At 63.3% G+C, this 23,967-nt stretch carries 24 protein-coding genes; 17 read left to right on the top strand and 7 right to left on the bottom strand.

The genetic code is table 11. The annotated features are described in order from the left end of the window. Positions 1 to 127 precede the first annotated feature (127 nt). Positions 128 to 673: an oligoribonuclease gene (gene orn, locus H143_RS0116950; protein ID WP_026350177.1), complete on the top strand. Its 546-nt coding sequence runs from the start codon at positions 128 to 130 to the stop codon at positions 671 to 673. Between the two features lie 29 nt (positions 674 to 702). Here orn and H143_RS0116945 read toward each other — a convergent pair whose 3' ends face one another. Together H143_RS0116945 and paaX are read right to left on the bottom strand one after the other, a co-directional pair. Further along, entirely contained in the window at positions 703 to 1,950 is a 1,248-nt protein-coding gene (locus H143_RS0116945; RefSeq protein ID WP_019939453.1) for a benzoate/H(+) symporter BenE family transporter, read from the bottom strand. 19 nt (positions 1,951 to 1,969) lie between these two features. Continuing rightward, positions 1,970 to 2,911 carry a phenylacetic acid degradation operon negative regulatory protein PaaX gene (paaX, locus tag H143_RS0116940; RefSeq protein ID WP_019939452.1) on the bottom strand — a complete coding sequence of 314 codons (942 nt, stop codon included), beginning with the start codon at positions 2,909 to 2,911 and terminating at the stop codon, positions 1,970 to 1,972. Between the two features lie 195 nt (positions 2,912 to 3,106). Between paaX and paaA the strand changes: the two genes are divergently transcribed. The 16 genes from paaA to H143_RS0116860 all read left to right on the top strand — a co-directional run bounded on the left by paaA (position 3,107) and on the right by H143_RS0116860 (position 18,605). Continuing rightward, on the top strand, positions 3,107 to 4,096 hold the full coding sequence (paaA, locus tag H143_RS0116935) for a 1,2-phenylacetyl-CoA epoxidase subunit PaaA (protein WP_019939451.1): 990 nt from the start codon (positions 3,107 to 3,109) through the stop codon (positions 4,094 to 4,096). 18 nt (positions 4,097 to 4,114) lie between these two features. After that, positions 4,115 to 4,396: a 1,2-phenylacetyl-CoA epoxidase subunit PaaB gene (gene paaB / locus H143_RS0116930; protein WP_019939450.1), complete on the top strand. Its 282-nt coding sequence runs from the start codon at positions 4,115 to 4,117 to the stop codon at positions 4,394 to 4,396. 17 nt (positions 4,397 to 4,413) lie between these two features. Next, positions 4,414 to 5,178: a 1,2-phenylacetyl-CoA epoxidase subunit PaaC gene (gene paaC, locus H143_RS0116925; RefSeq protein ID WP_019939449.1), complete on the top strand. Its 765-nt coding sequence runs from the start codon at positions 4,414 to 4,416 to the stop codon at positions 5,176 to 5,178. After that, positions 5,172 to 5,681, top strand: a complete 510-nt coding sequence (gene paaD, locus H143_RS0116920; protein WP_369751155.1) for a 1,2-phenylacetyl-CoA epoxidase subunit PaaD — start codon at positions 5,172 to 5,174, stop codon at positions 5,679 to 5,681. The genes paaC and paaD overlap by 7 nt, the downstream gene beginning before the upstream one ends. A gap of 15 nt (positions 5,682 to 5,696) precedes the next feature. Next, a complete protein-coding gene (gene paaE / locus H143_RS0116915; protein WP_019939447.1) occupies positions 5,697 to 6,782 on the top strand; it encodes a 1,2-phenylacetyl-CoA epoxidase subunit PaaE in 1,086 nt (361 codons plus the stop codon). Positions 6,783 to 6,869: 87 nt separating this feature from the next. Beyond that, positions 6,870 to 8,534, top strand: coding sequence for a phenylacetic acid degradation protein PaaN (paaN, locus tag H143_RS0116910; protein ID WP_019939446.1), 1,665 nt, complete (start codon positions 6,870 to 6,872; stop codon positions 8,532 to 8,534). 7 nt (positions 8,535 to 8,541) lie between these two features. Beyond that, positions 8,542 to 9,324 carry a 2-(1,2-epoxy-1,2-dihydrophenyl)acetyl-CoA isomerase PaaG gene (gene paaG / locus H143_RS0116905; protein ID WP_019939445.1) on the top strand — a complete coding sequence of 261 codons (783 nt, stop codon included), beginning with the start codon at positions 8,542 to 8,544 and terminating at the stop codon, positions 9,322 to 9,324. Beyond that, positions 9,324 to 9,788 carry a hydroxyphenylacetyl-CoA thioesterase PaaI gene (gene paaI / locus H143_RS0116900; RefSeq protein WP_019939444.1) on the top strand — a complete coding sequence of 155 codons (465 nt, stop codon included), beginning with the start codon at positions 9,324 to 9,326 and terminating at the stop codon, positions 9,786 to 9,788. Before paaG ends, paaI begins: the two co-directional genes overlap by 1 nt. Before the next feature lie 40 nt (positions 9,789 to 9,828). Next, positions 9,829 to 11,142, top strand: a complete 1,314-nt coding sequence (gene paaK, locus H143_RS0116895) for a phenylacetate--CoA ligase PaaK (protein WP_026350175.1) — start codon at positions 9,829 to 9,831, stop codon at positions 11,140 to 11,142. 33 nt (positions 11,143 to 11,175) lie between these two features. Next, the gene (locus H143_RS0116890; protein ID WP_019939442.1) at positions 11,176 to 13,698 is read left to right on the top strand and encodes an ABC transporter permease; all 2,523 of its coding nucleotides are present in this window, start codon (positions 11,176 to 11,178) and stop codon (positions 13,696 to 13,698) included. A 22-nt stretch (positions 13,699 to 13,720) separates the two neighbouring features. Further along, on the top strand, positions 13,721 to 14,149 hold the full coding sequence (locus H143_RS0116885; protein ID WP_019939441.1) for a group II truncated hemoglobin: 429 nt from the start codon (positions 13,721 to 13,723) through the stop codon (positions 14,147 to 14,149). A 171-nt stretch (positions 14,150 to 14,320) separates the two neighbouring features. After that, positions 14,321 to 15,424, top strand: coding sequence for a polyamine ABC transporter substrate-binding protein (locus H143_RS0116880; protein WP_019939440.1), 1,104 nt, complete (start codon positions 14,321 to 14,323; stop codon positions 15,422 to 15,424). 4 nt (positions 15,425 to 15,428) lie between these two features. Then, positions 15,429 to 16,538 carry an ABC transporter ATP-binding protein gene (locus H143_RS0116875; RefSeq protein ID WP_019939439.1) on the top strand — a complete coding sequence of 370 codons (1,110 nt, stop codon included), beginning with the start codon at positions 15,429 to 15,431 and terminating at the stop codon, positions 16,536 to 16,538. Beyond that, positions 16,535 to 17,446 carry an ABC transporter permease gene (locus tag H143_RS0116870; RefSeq protein WP_019939438.1) on the top strand — a complete coding sequence of 304 codons (912 nt, stop codon included), beginning with the start codon at positions 16,535 to 16,537 and terminating at the stop codon, positions 17,444 to 17,446. The genes H143_RS0116875 and H143_RS0116870 overlap by 4 nt, the downstream gene beginning before the upstream one ends. Next, positions 17,443 to 18,252, top strand: coding sequence for an ABC transporter permease subunit (locus H143_RS0116865; RefSeq protein WP_019939437.1), 810 nt, complete (start codon positions 17,443 to 17,445; stop codon positions 18,250 to 18,252). Before H143_RS0116870 ends, H143_RS0116865 begins: the two co-directional genes overlap by 4 nt. Then, positions 18,249 to 18,605 carry a Spx/MgsR family RNA polymerase-binding regulatory protein gene (locus tag H143_RS0116860; protein ID WP_019939436.1) on the top strand — a complete coding sequence of 119 codons (357 nt, stop codon included), beginning with the start codon at positions 18,249 to 18,251 and terminating at the stop codon, positions 18,603 to 18,605. The genes H143_RS0116865 and H143_RS0116860 overlap by 4 nt, the downstream gene beginning before the upstream one ends. Before the next feature lie 162 nt (positions 18,606 to 18,767). Here H143_RS0116860 and H143_RS0116855 read toward each other — a convergent pair whose 3' ends face one another. The 5 genes from H143_RS0116855 to H143_RS0116835 all read right to left on the bottom strand — a co-directional run bounded on the left by H143_RS0116855 (position 18,768) and on the right by H143_RS0116835 (position 23,967). Next, positions 18,768 to 20,162 carry a cytosine permease gene (locus H143_RS0116855; RefSeq protein WP_019939435.1) on the bottom strand — a complete coding sequence of 465 codons (1,395 nt, stop codon included), beginning with the start codon at positions 20,160 to 20,162 and terminating at the stop codon, positions 18,768 to 18,770. Positions 20,163 to 20,463: 301 nt separating this feature from the next. Continuing rightward, positions 20,464 to 21,441, bottom strand: coding sequence for a biotin-dependent carboxyltransferase family protein (locus H143_RS0116850; RefSeq protein WP_019939434.1), 978 nt, complete (start codon positions 21,439 to 21,441; stop codon positions 20,464 to 20,466). Beyond that, the gene (locus H143_RS0116845) at positions 21,431 to 22,333 is read right to left on the bottom strand and encodes an allophanate hydrolase subunit 1 (protein WP_019939433.1); all 903 of its coding nucleotides are present in this window, start codon (positions 22,331 to 22,333) and stop codon (positions 21,431 to 21,433) included. The genes H143_RS0116850 and H143_RS0116845 overlap by 11 nt, the downstream gene beginning before the upstream one ends. After that, positions 22,330 to 23,715, bottom strand: a complete 1,386-nt coding sequence (locus H143_RS0116840) for an acetyl-CoA carboxylase biotin carboxylase subunit (protein ID WP_019939432.1) — start codon at positions 23,713 to 23,715, stop codon at positions 22,330 to 22,332. The genes H143_RS0116845 and H143_RS0116840 overlap by 4 nt, the downstream gene beginning before the upstream one ends. A 9-nt stretch (positions 23,716 to 23,724) precedes the next feature. Further along, positions 23,725 to 23,967 (bottom strand): acetyl-CoA carboxylase, encoded by a 243-nt coding sequence (locus H143_RS0116835; protein WP_019939431.1) that lies wholly within the window; start codon positions 23,965 to 23,967, stop codon positions 23,725 to 23,727.

Raw genomic sequence — 23,967 nt, 5'->3', positions numbered from 1 at the left:
CAGGGAGAAGAGGGCGGCAGGGGACACGGCGGGGTATGAGAAAATCGGCTTTTGATAAGGCAAATTATAGGGCGATGAGCAAATGACCAACGATGCAAACAAGCAAGCAGGTGTAGCGCAGCCGGGTGTGGCGCGACACGAGAGCCGTCTGGTCTGGCTCGACATGGAAATGACTGGGCTCGAACCGGAAACCGACCGCATCATCGAGGTGGCCGTGGTGGTCACCGAACCCGATCTGACCGTGGTGGCCGAAGGTCCGGTGTTGGTGATTCATCAGCCCGACAGCGCGCTTGATGCCATGGATAGCTGGAACAAGAATACGCACGGCAAGAGCGGCCTGATCGACAAGGTCAAGGCATCGACGCTCAACGAAGCCGATGCCGAGCAGCGGCTCATTGCTTTCCTGTCGCAGCATGTGCCGGCCGGCAAGTCGCCGCTGTGCGGCAACAGTATCAGCCAGGACCGGCGCTTCATGTTCCGCTACATGCCGACTTTCGAGCGTTTCTTTCACTACCGCAACCTGGACGTGAGCACGCTCAAGGAGCTGGCGCGCCGCTGGGCGCCCAAGGTGTACAAGGGCTTCGAGAAAAAGAGCCGTCACGAAGCCCTGGCCGACATCTACGAGTCGATCGACGAACTCAAGTACTACCGCGAGCACTTGCTCAAGCTGTAAGGCGCGGGCCGCATGGCGCGGCGGTTTTTCTATCCGCGCTGGGCGGCCAGTTCCTTGGCCACCGCGTGGAAGTCGGGCCGCTCCAGCAGCCACGATACGGCAAAGCCCGCCACCAGGCCCCAGAAGGCCGCGCCGATGTTGGCAATGCTCAGGTTGGCCACCGTCACCAGAAAAGCCACCATCGCGCCCAGCGTAAAACGGGTGCGAAAAGCCGTGACGAAGGAAGCCTGAAGCACCCGCAGCATGGCCAGACCGCCCAGGGCCATGATGAAGGCGCCCGGCGTATGCAGCAGCAGTCGGGTGAACAGCGGCGAGAACAGGCCGAACACGATGGCCAGCAGCGCGCAGAAAATGGCGCCGGCGTAGTGGCTCTCGCGCCTGCCCGACGAGGTGATGATGGCGTTGGTCGGACCCGTCAGGCAGGTGCAGGCGCAGCCCACGGCGGCGGTGATCAGGCTGCCGATGCCGCAGGCTACGGCCACCGCGTTGGTCGGGGTGTCGTGGCCCGCCGCTTTCAAGGCGGCAATGCCTTGGCCGTTCTGCACAACCAGCACGGCAATGGTCAGGGGAATCACCAGCTCGACCATGGCCCGCCAAGACCAGACCGGCGGCTCGAAGACGGGCCGGGCCAGCACGGCCCCCGCGCCTCCCAGGTTCAGGTCGTGGCCCTGGCCCGACAGATAAATGGCCAGCACACCGACAATAAGCGCGCCCAAGATCGGCGGCATGCGTCTACCCAGGGCGGGGACAGCGCCTAGTACCAGCCAGGTCACGACCATGGGAACTGCGATGGCCACGTTGCTGTGCATCGCGCGCACCAGGTTCAGTCCGAAGTTCAGGAACACGCCGGCGACCATGCCCATGACCACGGGCATGGGGATGGCATTCATTACCCGCCGCACCCAGCCGGACAGACCCAGCAGCAGCATCAGCAACCCGGTGACATAACAGGCGCCCATCACCTGGGCAAAGCTCAGGTGGCCCAGGGCAGGGCCGATCAGCACCGTGCCCGGTATGGTCCAGAAGCACACCAGCGGCTTGCGGTAGAACCAGCACAGAAACAGGCTGAGCAGGCCGTTGAGGGTGAATGCGCCGAACAGCCAGGACGCCATCTGCGCCTCGGTCAGGCCTGCATGGGTGCCGACCGCGAGCACGATGGCAACCGGCCCGGTCGCGCTGAAAATCATGCCTATCAGGCCGTTGGCGGCGGCGGTGGGAGTGAGATCGGCGAGGATCTGGCGCCAGCCGGGCGGTGCGGATAGGGGGCGTTCGAGCATGGTCCGGTATCGTGTTTTGTCAGGCTTGCGTGTCTCGTCCGCCGAAGCGTTTGAAGGCGGCGTTGCCCAATGCCTGATAGTGGGCGTTGTCCTGGCCGGCGATGCGATCGAGATGGGCTTCCGAACCATCGAAAAGCTGCCAGTACAGGCGGGCGCAGAGCGCGCGGGCCTGATGGCCGGGCCACGCTGCGGGCAGCAGGGCGGCGGGCAACCTGGGGTCGTGCAGCACGGTGCGGCGCCAGTGGTGCAGCAATAGCACGCGGGCGGCAAAGGCCTGCGCGGGTTCGGGACTGTCGTCCTGCAGCAGTCGGGCCAGCGGCTCGAAGTTACGGATATAGAGCCGGTATTGTCCGGCTACTTCTTCCAGATTCCAGCACTGCGCGGCGAGACTGGCTATGGGCAGGCCGCCTGCGCCAGCCAAATCCTGCGCCGCCAGTACCAGCGCCTTGTCGGGAATGCCGAGCTTTTGCAGGATGTCGTGCGCCGTGCCCGCTTCGATCTGGGGGTGGGCGAACAGGCCCGGCGCCATCATGCCGAAGCCCTCCCAGAGCAGTTCGCGGCGCAGTTCGGCGCGCTCGGCCATGGCGTTGTTGCCGATGCGAGGCAGAGCCACCAGCGTCCATGTGCCGTCCCAGGCAGATTTGGCGCCCTCGTAGATGCGCGGCGAAGCGTGCGCCGTGTCGCGCTGACCATGTTCGGCCAGTCGGTACAGGCTGCGTCGGCCATGGCGTTCTGCGCGTAGCCAGCCCCGGGCTACCAGGCGGAATACGCTGGTGCGCAGCTGCCGCTCGTTGATGCCCAGCGGCTCCAGCAATTCGATTAGGCTGCCCAGCCAGATGGCCCCACCGTGCGGGGCCAGCGCGTCACCCAGCAGGCTCACGCACAGCGACTGCGCGCGCGGCGGATCGTCCTCGAGCAGGCGTTGCAAAAAGCGGTCCAGCGGGGTGGGGGCAGCAGCCATGGCGCCGGCTCCGGCAGAGGATCGGGGACAGTTCCGACATGATACATAATTCAAATGTGATACGGTTTTTTGATTGACAATGAAAAATCTGTATTTAATAATCTTGTTTATCGACAGGTCGCGCCTGCGGGCGTAAGTTCAAGTCCGTCAGGGCAAGCGAAGCGGCCTTCCCGTGGGTGTGCAAGGAGACAAATCATGTACGCGCAATTGGTCGAAACCGGCGTGGCCCGCGTTCGCGGCGTCGACGAACTCTCCGGCGACGAGCAGACTTTTCAGCGGCGCCTTGAAGAAGGCGTGCGCATCGAGTCCAAGGACTGGATGCCCGAGGCCTACCGCAAGACCTTGGTACGCCAGATTTCACAGCACGCCCATTCCGAAATCGTCGGCATGCTGCCCGAGGGCAACTGGATCACCCGCGCGCCCAGTCTGAAGCGCAAGGCCATCCTCATGGCCAAAGTGCAGGACGAGGGCGGCCACGGCCTCTATCTCTACAGCGCCGCCGAAACCCTGGGCGTCTCGCGCGACGAACTCATATCCGACCTGCATTCGGGCAAGGCCAAGTACTCCAGCATCTTCAACTACCCCACGCTTACCTGGGCCGATGTGGGCATGATCGGCTGGCTGGTCGACGGCTCGGCCATCATCAACCAGATCCCGCTGTGCCGTTGCTCCTACGGCCCCTATGCGCGCGCCATGGTGCGCGTCTGCAAGGAAGAGTCCTTCCACCAGCGACAGGGCTACGACCTGCTGGTGCAGATGTGCCTGCATGGCACCGCCGAACAAAAAGCCATGTGCCAGGACGCCTTCAATCGCTGGTGGTGGCCCGCCCTGATGATGTTCGGCCCGCCCGACGCCGACTCGCCCAACAGCGTGCAGTCCATGCAATGGAAGATCAAGCTCTTTTCCAATGATGAACTGCGCCAGAAGATGATCGACCAGACCGTGCCGCAGGCTGAATACCTGGGCCTGACCATCCCTGATCCCGATCTGAAATGGAATGCCGATCGCGGCCACTACGATTTCGGCGAAATCGACTGGTCCGAGTTCTATGCCGTCCTCAAGGGGCACGGCCCCTGCAACCGCGAGCGCCTGGCCGCTCGCGCCAAGGCGCATGAAGAAGGCGCCTGGGTGCGCGAGGCCCTGGTGGCCCATGCGGAAAAGAAATCGCGCCGCAAGGCCGCCTGACCCCAAGGACAAGACATCATGAGCAAAGAATGGCCCCTGTGGGAAGTCTTCATCCGCAGCCAGCACGGCCTGGCCCACAAGCATGTGGGCAGCCTGCATGCGCCCGACGCGGAAATGGCCATCAACAACGCGCGCGACGTCTACACCCGCCGCAATGAAGGCCTGAGCATTTGGGTTGTGCGCGCATTCGACATCGTCGCCAGCAGTCCGTCGGACAAGGAGCCGCTCTTTGAGCCGGCCAACGACAAAGTCTATCGGCATCCGACCTTCTTTCCCATGCCCGATGAAATCCATATGTGAGGCGGGAGCGGCAGACCATGGACAAGACACTATTCCAATATCTGCTGCGCCTGGGCGATGGCGATCTCATCCTCGCCCAGCGCCTGGGCGCGCTCATCGGCCACGGTCCCATCCTCGAAGAGGACATGGCCCTGACCAACACCGCGCTCGATCTTCTGGGGCAGGCGCGCATGTGGTTGACCCTGGCCGGAGAAGTCGAAGCTGCCGGGCGCGACGAAGACGCGCTGGCCTACCATCGCGACGCGCCCCAGTTCCTCAACCCGCTGCTGGTTGAACGACCCAACGGCGACTACGCCCAGACCATGGTGCGCCAGTTCTTCTACGATGTCTGGCACTACTACCTGCTGCAAGGCTTGGCCCACTCCGGGGACGAGCGCGTGGCCGCTATCGCCGCCAAGGGCATCAAGGAAGTCGCCTATCACGTGCGCCGCTCCAGCGACCTGGTGGTGCGCCTGGGCGACGGCACAGACGAAAGCCATGCGCGCATGCAGGCGGCGGTGGACGAACTGTGGCGCTATACCGGCGAGCTCTTCACCGACGACGAGATCGACCGCGATGTCGCCGTTCGAGGTCTGGGCTGCGAACTGGCCGGCCTGCATGGGCCTTGGCTGGCGCATGTGCGCGAGGTCCTGCAGGAGGCCACGCTTGTCGTGCCCGATGAGGGGCAGGCCTATCACGCGCTGCTGCGCGGCGGGCGCCAGGGCCGCCACACCGAAGACCTGGGCTTTGTGCTGGCCCAGATGCAGCACCTGCAGCGCGCCTATCCCGGAGCCGTATGGTGAGCGCCGCCTCCGTTGTCCCATGCGAGCAGGTCATGCAATGGCTGCAGGCGGTGCCCGACCCCGAGATCCCCGTGCTGTCGGTGCTGGATCTGGGCGTGGTGCGCGAGGTGCAGTGGGAAGGCCAGACCTGCGTGGTCACCATCACCCCTACTTATTCGGGCTGCCCGGCCATGCGCGAAATCGCGCAGGACATCGAACGCGTCCTGCGCGAGCACGGCGTGTTCAGCACGCGCGTGCAGACGCGCCTGGCGCCCGCCTGGACCACCGACTGGATGAGCGAGCGCGGCCGCCGCGCGCTGACCGACTACGGCATCGCACCGCCGGCCGAGCGGGCCGTCGACGTCTCCGGCATCCTGCGCCGCGCCGATATGCCGGCCGTGGCCTGCCCCCTGTGCGGTTCGCGCGATACGCGCCTGGTAAGCGGCTTCGGCTCGACATCCTGCAAGGCCCTGTACCGCTGCGGCGCCTGCCGCGAGCCTTTCGACTATTTCAAGACCCATTGATTCAGGGGCGGCGCGATGAGCAGTTCCTTCCATAAACTGAAAGTCGCCGGCGTCGAGCGCAACACGCGAGACGCGGTGGTGGTTACCTTTGATTTGCCCGAGGCCCTGGCGTCCGAGTTCGCCTTTCGCCCAGGCCAATACCTGACGCTGCGCACCCAGATCGAGGGCCAAGAGGTGCGGCGTTCGTATTCGATCTGCTCGGCGCCCGACGAGGGCCGGCTGCGGGTGGCCATCAAAAAGATCGACGAGGGTGTGTTCTCGACCTGGGCCAACCACGCGCTGCAGCCCGGGCAGAGTCTGGACGTGATGCCGCCGGCGGGCAACTTCACCATCGACTTCGACCCCGACCGATCACGCCATTACGCCGCCTTCGTGGTGGGCAGCGGCATCACGCCGGTGTTGTCGCTGGTGAAGACGGCGCTGTCCGCCGAGCCAAACAGCCGCTTCACGCTGTTCTTCGGCAACCGGGCCTCGTCCTCGGTACTGTTTCGCGAAGAGATCGAGGACATCAAGAACCGCTATATGACGCGTTTCTCGCTGGTCTACATCATGAGCCGCGAGGCGCAGGACATCGAACTGTTCAACGGCCGTCTCGACGGGGACAAGGTGGCCCAGCTGACGCGCACCTGGATGCCGGTCGATTCCATCGACTATGCCTTCATCTGCGGCCCGCAGGACATGATCGAAAGCGTGAACCAGCGCCTGCAGGCGCTGGGCATGCCCGGCGACCGCATCAAGTTCGAGCTTTTCGGCGCGCCCAAGGGGCCGCGCTCGCTGCGCACCGGCCGCGATGCCGCCGCCGCGCCGGGCAAGGGCCAATGCGAAGTCACCGTCGTCAAGGACGGCCACAGCCGCAGCTTCTTCATCGACAAGAACCGCGACAGCGTGCTCGACTCGGCGCTGGCGCAGGGCGTAGATTTGCCATACTCGTGCAAGGGCGGCGTGTGTTCCACCTGCCGCTGCAAGGTCGTACAGGGCGAGGTGGATATGGACGCCAACTTCGCACTCGAAGACTATGAAGTGGCTCGCGGCTTCGTGCTCAGTTGCCAGAGTTTTCCGGTCAGCGACAAGCTGGTGCTGGATTTCGACCAGGAAACCTGAGCGATGCACGCGCCCGGACTTGCGTCCGGGCTTTTATTTATTTCAGACAGATAATTCGATTCATCGAACCCACCGCGGAGAGACCAAGTGCCCATCGATTTCTTTGAACGCCACCAGGCCGTGCTGGAACAGGCCCAGCGCGTTGCCGCCGAGCGCGGCTACTGGAGTCCGCATCCCGAATCGCCCAGCCCGCGCAATTACGGCGAAGGCGCCGCCGAGGCGGGCGCGTCGGCGTTCGAGGCGCTGCGCGGCAAGCCTTTCCCCTTGGACCTGCCGCTGGCCCAGGGTAGCGTGGGCGGCGAGGTTTCTCCTTTCGGCTTTGCGCTGGGCATTACCTATCCGCGCGTCAAGCCCGATGCGCTGATCGGCGCTGCCACCAAGGCCTTGGTGCAATGGCGCCGCGCCGGTCCGCGCGCCTGGGTGGGGGTGTGCCTGGAAATTCTGCATCGGATCAACAAGCGCTCGTTCGAGATCGCCAATGCCGTGCAGCACACCACGGGTCAGGCCTTCGTCATGGCCTTCCAGGCCGGCGGCCCGCACGCGCAGGACCGCGGCTTGGAGGCGGTCGCCTATGCCTGGCAGGAGATGGCGCGCATCCCCGCCCGCGCGCTGTGGGAAAAGCCGCAGGGCAAGAACGACCCCATCCGCATGGAAAAGCAGTTCACTGTCACGCCGCGCGGCGTGGCGTTGGTGATCGGGTGCTGCACCTTCCCCACCTGGAACGGTTATCCGGGGCTTTTCGCCAGCCTGGCTACGGGCAATACTGTCATCGTCAAGCCGCATCCGGCTGCCATCCTGCCCCTGGCACTCACGGTCAAGATCGCGCGCGAGGTGCTGGTCGAGGCTGGCTTGGATCCCGACGTGGTGCAGTTGGCCGCGCACGAGGCGGGCGACGACACCGCGCAGGACCTGGCCTTGCGTCCCGAGGTCAAGATCATCGACTTCACGGGCAGCACGCAGAACGGCAATTGGCTCGAGACCCATGCGCGCCAGGCCCTGGTCTATACCGAGAAGGCCGGCGTCAACCAGGTCGTCATCGATTCGGCCGAGGACTTCAAGGCCGTGGCGCGCAACCTGGCCTTTTCGCTGGTTCTGTATTCGGGCCAAATGTGCACTGCGCCGCAGAACATCTACGTGCCGCGCGGCGGCATCCGTACGGCCCAAGGCTCGATGAGCTTTGACGAAGTGGCTGCCGCGCTGGGCGCGGCCCTGGAAAAACTGACGGCCGATCCGGCCAAGGCCGTGGAATTTCTCGGCGCCATCCAGAATGAGGCCACCGTGGCCCGCATCGAAAAGGCGTCTGCCCTGGGCCTGACGGTGGTGGCCGAAAGCCGCGTGCTGGAACACCCGCAATACCCTCAGGCCCGCGTGCGCACGCCGCTGCTGCTGCGCGCCGAAGCGGGCCACGCGGCGCTAACGCAGGAATGGTTCGGTCCGGTGGCTTTTATAGTGGCCACCGATTCCACCGCGCACAGCATCGAGCTGACCCGGCGCAGTGTGCAGGAGCATGGCGCGCTGAGCCTGTCGGTCTACACCACCGACCCGAAGGTCGCCGAGCAGGCCCGCGAAGCGGCCGAGGAATCCGGCGTGGCGCTCTCGCTCAACCTGACCGGTGCCGTCTTCGTCAACCAGACCGCGGCCTTCAGCGATTTCCACGGCACCGGCGCCAACCCGGCGGCCAACGCAGCCCTGTCGGATTCGGCTTTCGTGTCCAATCGCTTCCGCGTTGTGCAGACGCGCTGGCATGTGTGAGGCGGGCATGGCGTATCAAAACATTCTTTTCGACCTGAATGAGGGCATCGCGCGCCTGACCTTCAACCGGCCCGACAAGCTCAACAGTTTCACGGCGGCCATGCACGGCGAAGTGGCTGATGCGATTGGCCGCGTCGAAACCGAAGGCGCCCGCGTGCTGCTCATCACCGGTGCGGGCCGCGGTTTCTGTGCCGGGCAGGACCTGAGCGAGCGCAAGCCTTCGGACCAGCCCATAGACCTGGGCGAGACGGTCGACACCTACTACAACCCGCTGGTCAGGCGCCTGCATGCGTTGCCCATGCCGGTTATCGTGGGCGTGAACGGCGTGGCCGCGGGCGCCGGGGCCAACCTGGCTTTCGCCGGCGATATCGTCATCGCCAAGGAGTCGGCCAGTTTCATCGAGTCTTTCTCCCGGCTGGGCCTCATTCCCGATACCGGCGGCACCTACGCGCTGCCGCGTCTGGTGGGCCGCGCGCGCGCGTTGGGCCTGGCCCTGCTGGGCGACAAGTTGCCGGCGCGCCAGGCCGAGGCCTGGGGGCTGATCTGGCAATGCGTGCCCGACGAGCAGTTCGACGCCGAGCTCGATAGGCTGGCGCTGCACTTTGCGCAGGCGCCCACCAAGGGCCTGGCTGCCACCAAACGGGCTCTGGCGGCCAGCCTGGGCAACGATCTGGCGACCCAGCTCGACCTGGAGCGCGATCTGATGCGCGAAATGGGCAGGAGCCGCGACTACGCCGAGGGCGTGGCCGCCTTCCTGGAAAAGCGCGCACCGCAATTCAGGGGGGAGTGATGGACAGCACTGTCGTGAATGTTCCGACCGATCCCCAGGCCCTGGCCCAGGCCGTGGCCGAGGGCATGTACGCCAAGGACCCGGCCACGCAGGGGCTGGGCATGCGCGTGGTCGAAGTCGCGCCGGGCTATGCCAAGCTGACGATGACGGTGCGCGGCGACATGCTCAACGGCCATCGTACTTGCCATGGCGGTTTCATCTTCTCCTTGGCAGACAGCGCTTTCGCCTTCTCGTGCAATTCGCGCAACGTCGCCACCGTGGCCTCGGGCTGCACCATCGACTACCTGGCGCCCGGTTTCGAGGGCGACATGCTCACGGCCCTGGCCCAGGAGCGTTCGCTGGCCGGCCGCACGGGCATCTACGACATCACCATCACCAACCAGGAAGGCAAAACCATCGCCATCTTCCGCGGCCGCTCCTACCGCATCAAGGGGCAGGTCATCGGCGACTCGCACCAGGCCTAGCGCCCCAGTGAAACATGCGTGGAAATAAAAGCAGGAGACAATCATGAATACCCTCAGCAAGCCCGGCCTGGATCCCATCGAACACGCCAGCCGTGATGAGATTGAGGCGCTGCAGCTGCAGCGCCTGAAATGGACGCTGGCCCATGCCTACAACAATGTGCCGCACTACAGGCAGGCCTTCGATAATGCCGGCGTGCATCCGGACGACCTCAAACAGCTGTCAGACATCGCCAGGTTTCCCTTCACCACCAAGAAGGAGCTGCGCGAGAACTATCCCTTCGGCATGTTCGCCGTCCCGCGCGAGCAGGTGTCGCGGGTGCACGCCTCCAGCGGCACTACCGGCAAGCCGACCGTGGTGGGCTACACCAAACAGGACCTGGACAACTGGGCTGGCCTGGTTGCGCGTTCGATCCGCGCTGCCGGCGGCAAACCGGGCGACGTGGTGCACGTGGCCTACGGCTACGGCCTTTTCACCGGAGGCCTGGGCGCACACTACGGCGCCGAGAGGCTGGGCTGCACCGTGATCCCGATGTCCGGCGGGCAGACCGAGAAGCAGGTGCAGTTGATCCAGGATTTCAAGCCCGACATCATCATGGTCACGCCCTCGTACTTCTGCAACATCCTCGAAGAGCAGCGCAGGCAGGGCGTTGACCCGCACGCCAGTTCGCTGCGCATCGGCATCTTCGGCGCCGAACCCTGGACGGGCCAGATGCGCAAGGACATCGAATCCGAGGCCGGCATCGATGCGGTCGACATCTACGGTTTGTCCGAAGTGATGGGGCCCGGCGTTGCCAGCGAATGCGTCGAGACCAAGGACGGTCCGGTGGTGTGGGAAGACCACTTCTATGCCGAGATCATCGATCCGCAGACCGGCCTGCCCGTGGCCGATGGCGAGGAGGGCGAGCTGGTCTTCACCTCGCTTACCAAGGAGGCCATGCCGGTCATCCGCTACCGCACGCGCGACCTCACGCGCCTGCTGCCTCCCACCGCGCGCAGCATGCGCCGCATCGGCAAGATCACCGGCCGCAGCGACGACATGCTGATCATCCGCGGGGTCAATGTGTTTCCCACCCAGGTCGAGGAGCAAGTGCTCAAGATCGCCCAACTGGCGCCGCACTACCAACTGGTGCTCACGCGCGAGGGCAATCTGGACGCGCTGGAGATCCTGGCCGAAGTGCGCGCCGAGTTCGAGCACCTCTGCGAAGCCGAACGCGATGCCCTGGGCAAGCAGCTACAGCACGCGGTCAAGTCCTACATCGGCGTGACCGCGCGCGTGCGCGTCGCCGAAGGCGGTTTCGTCGAACGCACGCTGACCGGAAAGGCCCGCCGCGTGGTCGACAAGCGGCCGCGCTGATTTTTCCAGCCCGAGTTCTCGGGATTGGCTACCATGGCAGGCATGGCCGATCCCGGATTTCCCCAATTTTCCGCCTGGCGCCTTGGCCTGGCACTGATGCGGCGCGACGCGCGCGCAGGTGAATTGCGGCTGCTCATCCTGGCCCTGGTGGTGGCCGTGGCCTCGATTACCAGCGTGGGCTTTCTGTCCAGCCGAGTGTCACAGGCGCTGGTGCGCGATTCGGCCCAGATGCTGGGCGCCGACCTGGTGTTGCAGGCCGATGCGCCCATTCCCACGGATTTTTCCGTCCAGGCGCGCAGACTAGGCCTGAACCTGTCCGCGGTCGAACAGTTTCCATCCATGGCCAGTTCGGCCTCCCGCGCCCAGCTGGTCTCGCTCAAGGCCGTCGAGCCGGGTTACCCCTTGCGTGGCGTACTGCGCGTGGCCGGCCAACCCTATGGCCCGGACGCGGCCACCCGCGATGTGCCCGCGCCCGGTACGGTCTGGGTCGATGCGCAGCTCCCCGCGCTGCTTGGCATCAAGATGGGCGATAGCATTGCCCTGGGCGATGCGCATTTGCGTGTGGCCAAGGTGCTGTCCTACGAACCCGACCGCGGCATGCAGTTCATCGATCTGGCGCCGCGCGTGCTCATGAATCTGTCTGACCTGCCGGCTACCGATCTGGTGGTGACCGGCAGCCGGGTCGATTATTTCCTTCTGGCAGCGGGCCCGCCTGATGCCGTGGCAGGATATCGCGCCTGGCTCGAGTCCAGGCTGGGGCGCGGACAAAAGCTTGCCAGCCTGGGATCGGGCCGCCCCGAAGTGCGCCGCACGCTGGACCGCGCCCAGCGCTTTCTCGCCCTGGTGGCCTTGCTGGCCGTGATGATTGCCGCGGTGGCTGTGGCGCTGGCCGCCGGCCGGTTCATGCAGCGCCACCGAGACGGCATTGCCGTCATGCGCTGCCTGGGCGCGCAGCAGGCGCAGGTCACGCGTTTGTTGCGGGTCGAATTCGGCGCGGTGGGCCTTTTTTCCTGTGCGGCGGGATGCGCGTTGGGCTATGGCGTGCATCAGGTACTGGTCTGGCTGCTTTCCGGGCTCATCAATACGCATTTGCCCGCGCCGTCCTTTCTGCCTGCCTTGCAGGGCATGCTGACCGGCATGCTGCTGCTCCTGGGTTTTGCCATGCCGTCGCTGTCGCGACTGCGCCGGGTGCCTCCGGCCCGCGTATTGCGCCGCGATCTCGATGCCGCGCCGCTCCGCGATCTGGCGGGGTACGCCCTCGGGGCGCTGGGCATGGCCCTGATGATCTGGTGGTTCGCGGGCGATGCCAGGCTGGCCGTCATCGTGGCAGGTGGCTTTCTCGGGGCCTTTCTGGCGTTCGCATTGGCTGCCTGGCTGTGCGTGCTGGCCCTGGGCAGGCTGCGCAATGTCTTGCAAGGCGCGCCGGCTCTGCGTTTCGCCCTGGCTGGCGTGGTGCGCCGCCGTCTGGCCACCATCACGCAGGTGTGCGCCTTGGCGGTGGGCCTGATGGCGCTGCTGCTGCTCACATTGACCCGCACCGACCTGATCGCAGGCTGGCAGCGCTCCTTGCCGCTGGAGGCGCCCAACCGCTTTCTCATTAACGTGCAGGACGACCAGCGCGACGCCGTGTCCCGGCAGCTCGCAGACGCCGGGCTGGTACAAGCGAAGCTCCTGCCCATGGTGCGCGGCCGCCTGATCGCGGTGAACGGCAAGCCCGTCGGGCCGGACGATTACGACGATCCGCGCGCTAAGCGCCTGGTCGATCGCGAGTTCAACCTGTCCTACGATGCCAGCCTGCCCAAGGGCAACCGCATTGCGCAGGGCAGATGGCTGCGGCCGCACGGGCAAGGCGAGGTGTCGCTGGAAACGGGTCTGGCCCAGCGGCTGCGCCTGCACCTAGGCGACAGGCTGGTGTTCGAAGTGGGCGGACAGGACGTCGATGCCAGGGTGACCAGCTTGCGCACGGTTGACTGGGATTCGATGCGGGTCAATTTTTTCGCCATCCTTTCGCCGGCCACGCTCTCGGGGCTGCCGCGCAGCTGGATCACCTCGTTTTACCTGCCCCCGGGCCGAGGCGCGGTGCTGCGCGTGCTGGTTGCCCGATTCCCCAACCTGACGGTCTTCGATGTGGCCGCCATCTTGCAGCAACTGCAGGTCGTGCTGGCCGAAGTGAGCCGCGCGGTGCAACTGCTCTTTGCCTTCACGCTGCTGGCGGGCATGCTGGTCCTGGCCGCCGCACTGGCATCTACGCGCGATGAGCGCGTGCGCGAAGCGGCGGTGCTGCGCGCCCTGGGCGCCACCCGCGTGCAATTGGCCCGCACTCAGCGCATTGAATTGTTGGCGGTCGGGGCGCTGGCGGGCCTGCTGGCTGCGTTCGGAGCCGTCGCCCTGGCCTGGTTGCTGGCCGAGCAGGTGTTTCGCTTTACCATGGCTCCCAGCCTCTGGCCCTGGCTGGCAGGACCGGCGGCCGGCATGCTGGTGGCCTGGACCGGCGGTGCCCTGGCCCTGCGCGGCGTCTTGCGCGCGCCGCCCTTGGTAAGCTTGCGAGAAACCTGAACCCTGTTTCGATGAGCTTTCCATGACAGCGATCACCCGAGTCGAGCCGATTTTCGAGCCCCTGGATTCCAGCAAGACTTTCTTCGAACTGCTGGGCGGCGAGCCTGCCGTGCGCACCTTGGTCGATCATTTCTACGACCTCATGGACATGGAGTCCGACTTCGCCGTCCTGCGCGGCGTGCACGGCCCCAGCCTGGACCAGGCGCGCGACAGGCTCTTCTGGTTCCTGTGCGGCTATTTCGGCGGTCCCGATCACTACATTGAGCGCTTCGGCCATCCGCGCCTGCGGGCGCGCCATCTGCCGTTTTCCATCGGCGAAAGCGAACGCGACCAATGGGTGGCCTGTATGGGGCGCGCGATGCAGGACCAAGGCGTTCCCCAGCCGCTGCAGGACCGGATCCTGCATTCATTCTTCGGCGTGGCCGATTGGATGCGGAATCGGGCGGGCTGATCCGAGAGGGCCTCGCCGGATACCCCGCAGACGGCGCAATAACCCAATAAACGCCAGCAAAGAACCCAACAAACAACAACCAGAATTTCCCCAATTTTCCCTGGAGGAAAAGGCTTTATCATTCCGCTTTTTGGCAAACCCTGGACGCAAGATCCAGACTAAGGGAAAACGATGAAGCTCGCAAAACACGCAGCGACAATACTCGCGGCAACCCTGGCGCTGGCTGCCTTTAGCGCGACAGCGGCGGAAGAAAAAATTCTCAACGTCTACAACTGGTCCGACTACACCGCGCCCGATACGATTCCGGGTTTCGAGCGGCTGACCGGGATCAAGGTCCGGTATGACGTCTACGACAGCAACGACGTCCTGCAGGCCAAGCTCCTGACGGGGCATACCGGCTACGACGTGGTGGTGCCGTCCACCAACTACGTCGCGCGCCAGATCCAGGCCGGCCTGTTCCAGAAGCTGGACAAGGCCCACATGCCCAACCTGAACTACGAGGATCCCGCCATCATGGCCTTGGTGGCCTCGGTCGATCCCGGCAACCAGTACGCCGTGCCCTGGGGCATGGGGACGGACGGCTTAGGCTACAACGTTACCGCGGTCAGGAAGCGCCTGGGTGACAAGGCCGATCTGGCCAGCTGGGACATGCTTTTCAACCCCGCAAACGCCGCCAAACTCAAGGACTGCGGTATCTCCGTGCTCGATGAGGCTGCCCAGGTGTTCCCGGCCGTGCTGCACTATCTGGGCAAGGATCCCAACAGCACCAATCCCGACGACTACAAGGCGGCGATGCAGGTGCTCATGAAAATCCGCCCCTATATCCGCGAATTCAATTCCTCGGGCTATATCGACGAAATGGCCTCCGGCGACCTGTGCATGGTCTACGGCTATTCGGGCGACGTGATGATCGCCCGCCACCGCGCCCGCCAGGCCAAAAAGCCCTACGACATCAACTACTTCATTCCCAAGGGCGGAGCGCCGGCCTGGTTCGACGTGATGGCCGTCCCCAAGGATGCGCCGCATCCCCAGAATGCGATGGCCTTCATCAACTATATCGAGACCCCTCAAGTGCATGCGGCCATCACCAACACCATGTTCTATCCCAACGCCAACAAAGAGGCGCGCAAATACGTGATCAAGGAGGTTGCCGACAATCCGGAGATATATCCCACACCGGAAGTGGCCAAGACGCTCTTTGTCATCAAGGCGCTGCCTTTGAGCATCCTGCGCCTGCAGACTCGCCTGTGGTCCGAGCTCAAGTCCGGGCGATAGGCGCATGAGTGCCTCCATCCCGGGTCCCGACGAATTCGTCAAGATCGAGCAGGTCGTCAAGATCTTCGGCGACACGGTCGCCGTCAGTTCGGTCGATCTCTCGGTCGCCCGCAACGAGATATTCGCGCTCCTGGGCAGCTCGGGCAGCGGCAAGTCGACGCTCCTGCGCATGCTTGCCGGTTTCGAGCAGCCCACCTCCGGTCGCATCCTGCTTGATGGCCAGGACATCACCCGTGTGCCGCCCTACCAGCGGCCGGTCAACATGATGTTCCAGTCCTATGCGCTCTTTCCGCACATGACGGTCGAGGCCAACGTGGCCTTTGGCTTGAAGCAGGAGGGGGTGCCCAAGGCCGAAATCCACGACCGTGTTTTCGAGGCGCTGACCTTGGTTCAGATGGCTGGCTATACACGCCGCAAGCCGCACCAGCTTTCGGGCGGTCAGCAGCAGCGCGTGGCCCTGGCGCGCAGCCTGGTCAAGCGGCCCAAGCTGCTGCTGCTCGACGAACCCATGTCGGCGCTGGACAAACAGATCCGCCAGAAGACGCAGATCGAACTGGTCAAGATCGTCGAGCAGGTTGGGGTGACCTGCATTCTGGTCACCCACGACCAGGAGGAAGCCATGACGATGGCGCGCCGCCTGGCCGTCATGACCGAAGGCCAGATCGTGCAGTGCGGCACGCCGCAAGATGTCTACAATTTTCCCAATTCGCGGTTCGTGGCCGGGTTCATCGGCACGACCAATCTGTTTGAGGGCTCGATCGTCATCGACGAGCCCGATCATGTCGCCATCGAGTCCACGGATCTGTCGCGGCGCCTTTATGTCAGCCATGGCGTGAGCGAGCCGCTGGGCATGGAGGTGGCCGTATCGATAAGGCCCGAGCGCGTGGTGGTTGCACGCGGGCATCCCCCGGGCGACTACAACTGGTCGCGCGGCATCGTCAGCCACATGGCATGGATGGGGGGCTACGCGCTCTATCAGGTACGCCTGGATTCGGGCAAGATGGTCCAGGCCAGCGTGCCCAGCCTGACGCTCGTCCGCATGGATGCGCCCGGAATCGGCGACGAGGCCTATGTCAGCTGGGATGCCGATAGCGCCACGGTGCTGGCAGCATGAAGACCGCGCTCTCGCGCTTGAAGCCGTCGGGACGCACGCTGGCCATCCTGCCGCCCTATGCGTGGATGGTGGCTTTCCTGCTGGTGCCATTCCTGCTGGTACTCAAGATCAGTTTCGCTGATCTGAGGTTCGGCATTCCGCCCTACACGCCGCTCATACATCTTGAAGACGGCATCGCCAAGCTCGATCTGCATTGGCGCGGCTATGCCATGCTGTTCTCCGACAGCCTATACGCCGCCACCTATCTCAATTCGATCAAGATGGCTGCGGTCACCACGATCTGGTGCATCCTGATAGGCTATCCGGTGGCGTATTACGTGGCGAGGTCATCCCCCAGGACGCGCAAGCTGCTGCTGCTGGGCGTGATCCTGCCATTCTGGACGTCCCAGCTGCTGCGCGTCTATGCCTGGGTGGGCATCCTGCGCAACGACGGACTGCTCAATCAGCTGTTGATGACACTGGGCCTGACCCATTCGCCCATCGAAATCTATCGTACCGATCTTGCCGTTTACATCGGCATGATCTACGCCTATCTTCCGTTCTTCATACTGCCACTCTATGCCAACCTGGTGAAGATGGACCTGCGCTTGCTGGAAGCGGCCTATGACCTGGGCGCTCGGCCCTGGAACGCTTTCTGGCGCATCACGTTGCCCCTGTCCATGCCCGGGGTGATCTCGGGGGCCATGCTGGTGTTCATACCTTGCGTGGGCGAGTACGTCATTCCCGAAATGCTGGGGGGCGCCAACACGCTGATGATGGGCCGCGTGATGTGGAACGAATTCTTCAACAACGCCGACTGGCCCATGGCTTCTGCGGTGACCATCGTGATGGTCTTGCTGCTGCTGGTGCCTTTGGCCCTGTTCCAGCACTATGAGGTCCGCAACCAGCAGCGGGAGGCGGGACGATGAATGGTCCCAACAAGACCTTGCGCCTGCTGGCCCTGACGCTGGGCTACGGATTCCTTTATCTGCCCATCGTCTGCCTGGTGGTGTTTTCGTTCAACGCATCGGCGGTGCTGACCTCCTGGAGCGGGTTCTCGCTGCGCTGGTATATCTCCCTGCTGCACGACGACACGCTGCTGTCGGCGGCGCTGCTGTCCTTCAAGATCGCGCTGCTTGCAGCCACGGCAGCCACGGTCGTCGGCACCTGGGCCGGCTATGTGCTCGCGCGCATGGGGCGTTTTCGCGGTTTTGCACTTTATGTAGGCATGCTGAGCGCACCGTTGGTCATTCCCGAGGTCGTGCTGGGCATCTCGCTGTTGCTGATGTTCGTCGAGATGCGCAGCGCGCTGGGCTGGCCCGCCGAAAACGGCAGCTTCACCATTTGGGTCGGGCATGTCATCCTCTGCATGTCCTACGTGGCGGTTATCATTCAGGCGCGCGTGCGCGATCTGGATCGCTCGATCGAAGAGGCGGCGCTTGACCTTGGCGCGCCGCCGCTCAAGGTCTTCTTCGCGATCACTTTGCCGCTCATCGCGCCTTCGCTGGCATCGGGCTGGCTGCTGTCGTTCACGCTGTCGCTCGATGACGTGGTGACCTCCTCATTTCTGTCCGGGCCGGGGGCGTCCACGCTGCCCATGGAGGTGTTCTCGCGCGTGCGATTAGGCCTGAAGCCCGAAATCAACGCCCTGGCCACGATTTTCATCCTGACCGTGGGTGTTTTCGTGGTCGTGGCCAACCGCCTGCAATGGCGCAAGGAGAGTTCGGCATCATGAACAAAACCACGCTTTACGGTCTGGCCAAATGTGGCACCTGTATCAAGGCCCGCGAATGGCTGGACGCGCACGGCGTCGCCCACACGTTCGTCGACTACCGCGACGAGCCGGTGTCCGCGGCCACGCTCAAGGCCTGGGCCGGCAGGGTCGGCGGCTGGGAAAAGCTGGTCAACCGCACCTCGATGACATGGCGTGCCTTGCCGCAAGAGCGGCGGGCCGCTTCCACCGATGCGCAATGGATCAAGCTCATCGCCGATTATCCGGCGCTGGTGCGCCGGCCAGTTACGGTAACTGGGAACGGTGAGGTCACTGTGGGATTTTCAGAGAAACGCTATGGCGAGCGTTTTGCCTGATGGCGTTTGCTGAATTGAGTAATGAAACGTCGATCGGGTCGTGCCGCAGCCCCCAGGCCCCGGCGCGATCCGATCGACTTGCAGTATCTTGCAGTACGTTGGCGCCGCATCGTGCGGCCAGAACCTGCGAAGGCAACGCAACTCGTCAGTTCTGAATAACGTCTACGGCCTGACGGTTGCGATGAGGCCAGTGCGGCGAGATGGACGCGCCTTCCAGAGCAGGGCGTAGATGACCGTGGACGACACTGCGGTGAAGATAGGCCCCCAAGTGGATCCGACCCCGGCAAGCGACGGGTCTATCGTGCTGAGCTGCAGCATAGCGATGCCAACTACCGTGCCAACCACCCAGGAAATAAGGCCGTTGCTGTTGAATGCACGGTAATGCTTGTCGCCAATAGCGGCATGTTCCTGGTTTCGTCCGTCGTCAAGCAGCACATGGGTCAGGGCAATGGCGACCCAGGCCGTCACCAGGACGCCCTGCCAGGCGAGCGCAAGCAGGATGTACTGCACGATGGGCAGAAGCATGATCAGGAAGATGATGATGGAAGATATCAGCACCCACACGACATTTGGCATATGAAGCCGCAGCATGCGCTCGCCGAATGCCCGTAGATTGGAGGCGCCCAGATAATAGTTCGCGGTATTGATGCGGGTTTGGGATGCGATGATGACAATCAGACCAAGCAGGCCCATCAGCGAAACAATGCCGCCAGCCAGGCCCGTTTCTGAAACCTGGATGCCGGGAATGGTGAAGGTGAGAAAAATGCCGACGAATGCGGCAAAGCCGTAGGCCAGAACATAGAAAACGGAGCCGAAGGTGTAGCGCTGATGAAATTTGATGTCCTGCCGTTTGCCCAGGGCGGAGAAATCCATCGTGAACATCATCATGACCCACACGCCCATGTACCCTGCAAACGTGGCCAGCCAACCGGGGCCGCCTTTGACGAACGGAAGCTCGACTGACGGGGCATGCGTTAACCACGCGTTGCTAAAACCGTATTTGGAGCCAGCCCAGATAACAGCCGCGATAAGCCCAAAGAAGTAAAGCGGCATTAGCCAGCCGTTGAGTTTGTCGAGGAAGCGACGCACGCCGCCGATGATAAGAGGGGTCGAGTAGATGACGACAATCAGACTCCATAGCCACTTTGGCCCGCCAAATGCCGCCATGAATGCGTAAGCGACGATGGAACCTTCGAAAACGGCGTAGTAGATGGCGGTGAGCGCGAAGATGATGGTCGCAATGGATGAGCCGGTAGTACCCAGGATCGTGCGCGAAAACTGTGCGACGGTGGTCCGGTTGTTGATGGCGTACTTCGACAGCGCGGCATTAATCGCACCATAGCAGAAGATAGTCAGCACGATGCCGATAATCGCATTCACGGAGCCATAAGCCGAGGCCATGGCAGCACCGATGTAGACGAAGAAGAATGCGCTTGCCGTGCCGTACCAGGCCATGGCAAGGGAGCCTCGGCTCATCTGGTCTTCATCGTTGCCCTGCCTGGCGAGCGCGTCCGTCGCTTCGACATCCTTGTTGCTACCGGTAAGGTTTATATCCATGGTCTTTGTTCCCCAGTTGGTTATGGATCAGGATTTATGACCTGAGCGCCTGGCGCATGCGCTCGAGGTTTTGCTTACGCCGCGCCTTCGATCGCCCGGCTTGATGTCCACGTTGACGAGACGCGCATTGTGGAGTGGGTTTTTCTATATGGCTTCCTACTCATGGGAATAAGCGCCTTAAACAATTCGTCGATACGGGTTATATGGCGGGGGGCGGGAGACAATGCCTTGCCGCGTGGATATACGCTTGTGTGCGCACTTCGATTTGCCAGTTTGCGTACATCGGGGAAAGTCCGAAGCGTCAGCCAGACAAGGCTTGTCGGATTCTGGCCAGATGTTGTTTGTGCAGCCTCCTGGCTTGCAGGGCTTGATGCATGTCCACGCGCAGGAAATGCGCCTTGTTATTGGGTTGCATTTGCGCAATCAGGTTCATGTCGGCGCTGATGACGGTTCCGATCACTCCGTAGCCACCACCCGATACGGCATCCCGATGCACGATGATGGGTTCCAGGCCGCTGGGCACTTGTATGGAGCCATAGGGGTAGCCGGAGTCGACGATGTTGGAAGGATCGCTGCCGGCACCGAATGGCGGCGTGCGGTCTATATACTTGAGCGGCTGGCCTGCCTTGTAGCGGTAGGCGATGCGGTCGGCCTCCGGCGCGACGGTCCAGGTATCGCTGAAAAACGTTTCGGCCGATTCAGGTTTCAATCGATGGAAGTACAGGCCGGGCATCATGCGCAGTGTCACTTCCCTGTCGAATCTGGGTAGTAGTCCGGGGTCGATGCTGCGGCCTGCCTTGGCGGCAGGCGAGGGCGCCCCGATGGGTACTACATCGCCGGCTTGCAGCTTGCGGCCTTCGAACCCGCCGAACGCGCCCAACGCATAGGTGGAACGGCTGCCCAGGATGAGGGGAACGTCGATCCCGCCGGCCACGGCGACATAGCTGCGCACGCCCGTCCTCATGAAACCGAAGCTGAGCTTGTCGCCGCTGCGCACGGCGATGGATGTGTTCATCGGGACGGCCTCGCCGTTGATCTTGGGTTCCGCCGGCGCGCCGGTGATGGCGATAAGTGCGTCCTGGTGCAATTGCATCTCGGGAGCCAGCAAGGTGCATTCGATGACAGCTGCTTTTTCATCGTTTCCGACCAATAGGTTGGCGACCAGATAGCTTTCCTGGTCCATGGCCCCTGACATGGGAATGCCCAAGTGGTAGTAGCCGGGACGGCCCGAGTCCTGGATGGAGGTGGCCAGGCCGGGTTTGAGGATTTCAATTGCCATAGAGCAACTCCAGCAACTGCGTGTTGTAGGCTTGGGGGTTGGGCAAAAAGTCTTTCAGCGAGAACGTCACCTGGCGCACTTTCGGCCCTTCATAGGTGCCGGCATCGACTTCGCCGCTTATGCGGTCGTACTCGGCGCGATCGATGCTCTTCCATTTGACGATGTCACCCGGCTTCAGGAAGACCCTGTTCTCCTTGAAGTAGGGCAGGGCTTGCTTCGGGTCGTAGATCGGCGTCGGGGTGATACCGAACATCTGGTAGCCGCCGGCGCCGCGCACCGCATAGAGGCAGCTGAAGCAGCCTCCGTAGCCTATCGTGTGCTTGGGCGTGTCGGTGCGCGGACGGACATACTTGGGGGCTTCGATCTGCCTGTCCCGTTCGACCATCTGGTACAGCCAGGGCAGGCCGGCGACGAAACCGATCATCGATACGAACCAGGGCGAACCGGCATGAGCTTGGATGAAGGTTTCGACTGATTCGTAGCCGTTGATACGCGCGGCGTATTGCAGGTCGGTGCTGGAGGGATCCTGGTGGCGGTCGCGAAAACGTAGCTGGGTCTCATTGGTCCAGGGGTCGTTGTAGTACACCGGGATTTCAATGATGCGGGTATCCAGTTCCATGGAATCGCCGCCCAGGTTCGCCTCGATGTTTTTCAAGGTTTCCAGCATGGCGTCGGGAGCGATGACATCCGGGTCGTACTTGACCAGAATGGCGGAATTGGCCGGGCAAATTTCCGCCACGCCCGGCATCTGGCGGCGCTGCAGCTCGGCGCACATCGAAATTCCCTTGAAGAAGGCTTCCAAGGACATCTCTTCGCTCAACTCGACGAAGATGTGCTCGTCGCCGCCGAAAGAATAGCGAGCCTTGGCCGGCAGAGTGATGCGGGTGCTCATGGGGCAGCCTCCACGGCAGGATTGATAATGGGGTTGTCGATCAGCCAGGTTTCCAGAAAACTGGTGTGGAAGTTCGCCGCAATCACATCCGGGTCGGTAGCCAATTTCCGGTGCAGTGCAAGGGTGGTGAAAACGCCTTCCACGACCAGTTCGTCCAGCGCGCGGCGCAGGCGGCTGAGCGCATCCTTGCGTGTATCGTCGTGAACAATCAGCTTGCCGAGCAGCGAGTCGTAGTACGCCGGGACGGCATAGTCGGGCATGAGCAGGGTATCGAAGCGAACACCAGGGCCGCCCGGCAACATCAATTTGCCAATCTTGCCGGGGCTGGGCATGAAACCCTTGGCGGCATTCTCGGCGTTGATGCGCACTTCGATGGCCGCTCCACGCAGGACGATGTCCTCCTGCTTGAAGGGCAGGGGCTCGCCACGGGCGACACGGAGCATGGTCTTGACCAGGTCGATGCCCGTGATCATCTCGGTCACGGGGTGCTCGACTTGGATGCGAGTATTCATCTCGATGAAAAAATAATCGCCGGTCTCATCGTCATACAGGTATTCCAAGGTCCCGGCGCCCCGGTAGTGGACGGTTTGCGCCAGTTTTAATGCCGACTGACATAGCGACTGACGGGTTGCGTCGTCGAGTACGGGGGAAGGCGCTTCCTCCCAGACTTTCTGGCGCCGGCGTTGCAACGAGCACTCGCGCTCGAAGCAGTGCACCACATTGTCGCCGTCCCCTAGAATTTGCACTTCGATGTGGCGTGCCCGGCGGATATAGCGCTCCAGGTAGAGCGATCCATTGCCGAAGGCCGATTTGGCTTCCGCCGAGGCGGTAATGAATTGCTGGACGAGTTCTTCCTGGTTGTGGGCTACGCGAATGCCTCGTCCGCCGCCGCCCGCCGTGGCCTTGATCATGATGGGATAGCCGATGCCTTCAGCCACCTGAACGGCTTGCTCGGGGCTTGACAGCACGCCGTCGCTGCCAGGGACGGTCGGCACGCCAGCGGCCTGCGCCGCGGCGCGGGCGCTCGCCTTGTCGCCCATGGTGCGGATCGCCTCGGGGGTGGGGCCGACGAACACCAGGCCGGCGTCTTCGATGCGTTGGGCGAAGTCGGCATTTTCGGACAGGAAACCGTAGCCGGGGTGCACGGCTTGCGCGCCGGTCTTGTGCATGGCATCCATCAATGCGTCGACATTGAGGTAGCTCTTGGTCGCGTGGGCCGGTCCGATGTGAACGGATTCGTCCGCGAGTTTCACCGCCAGGCTGGAGACGTCGGCATCGCTGTAGACGGCGATAGTATGGATGCCAAGCTCCTTGGCGGCGCGGATGATGCGCACTGCGATTTCGCCACGGTTGGCGATCAGCAGTCTGTTGAAGTGTGGCATGGGTGCGTATCAGCCTTCGATAATGGCAATTACTTGACCCGGATCGACAGGTGCGGTGTCTTCCACGGTGAACTTGATGAGCGTGCCTGCAACCTCGGTGGTAATTTCGCTGAACTGCTTCATGACTTCGACCAGGCCGATCACATCGCCTACGGCGACCGTGTCGCCTTCTTGCTTGAAAGGTCCGGCATCGGGCGAGGGGCGACGGTAGAACATGCCGGGAAGAGGGCTATAGACTTCTTGTCGGGCCAT

Origin of the sequence: Bordetella sp. FB-8 (assembly GCF_000382185.1) — a bacterium.
GTDB lineage: Bacteria > Pseudomonadota > Gammaproteobacteria > Burkholderiales > Burkholderiaceae_B > Bordetella.
The sequence above is the reverse complement of the archived record's forward strand: the minus strand, read 5'-3'. Positions and strand labels throughout refer to the sequence as shown.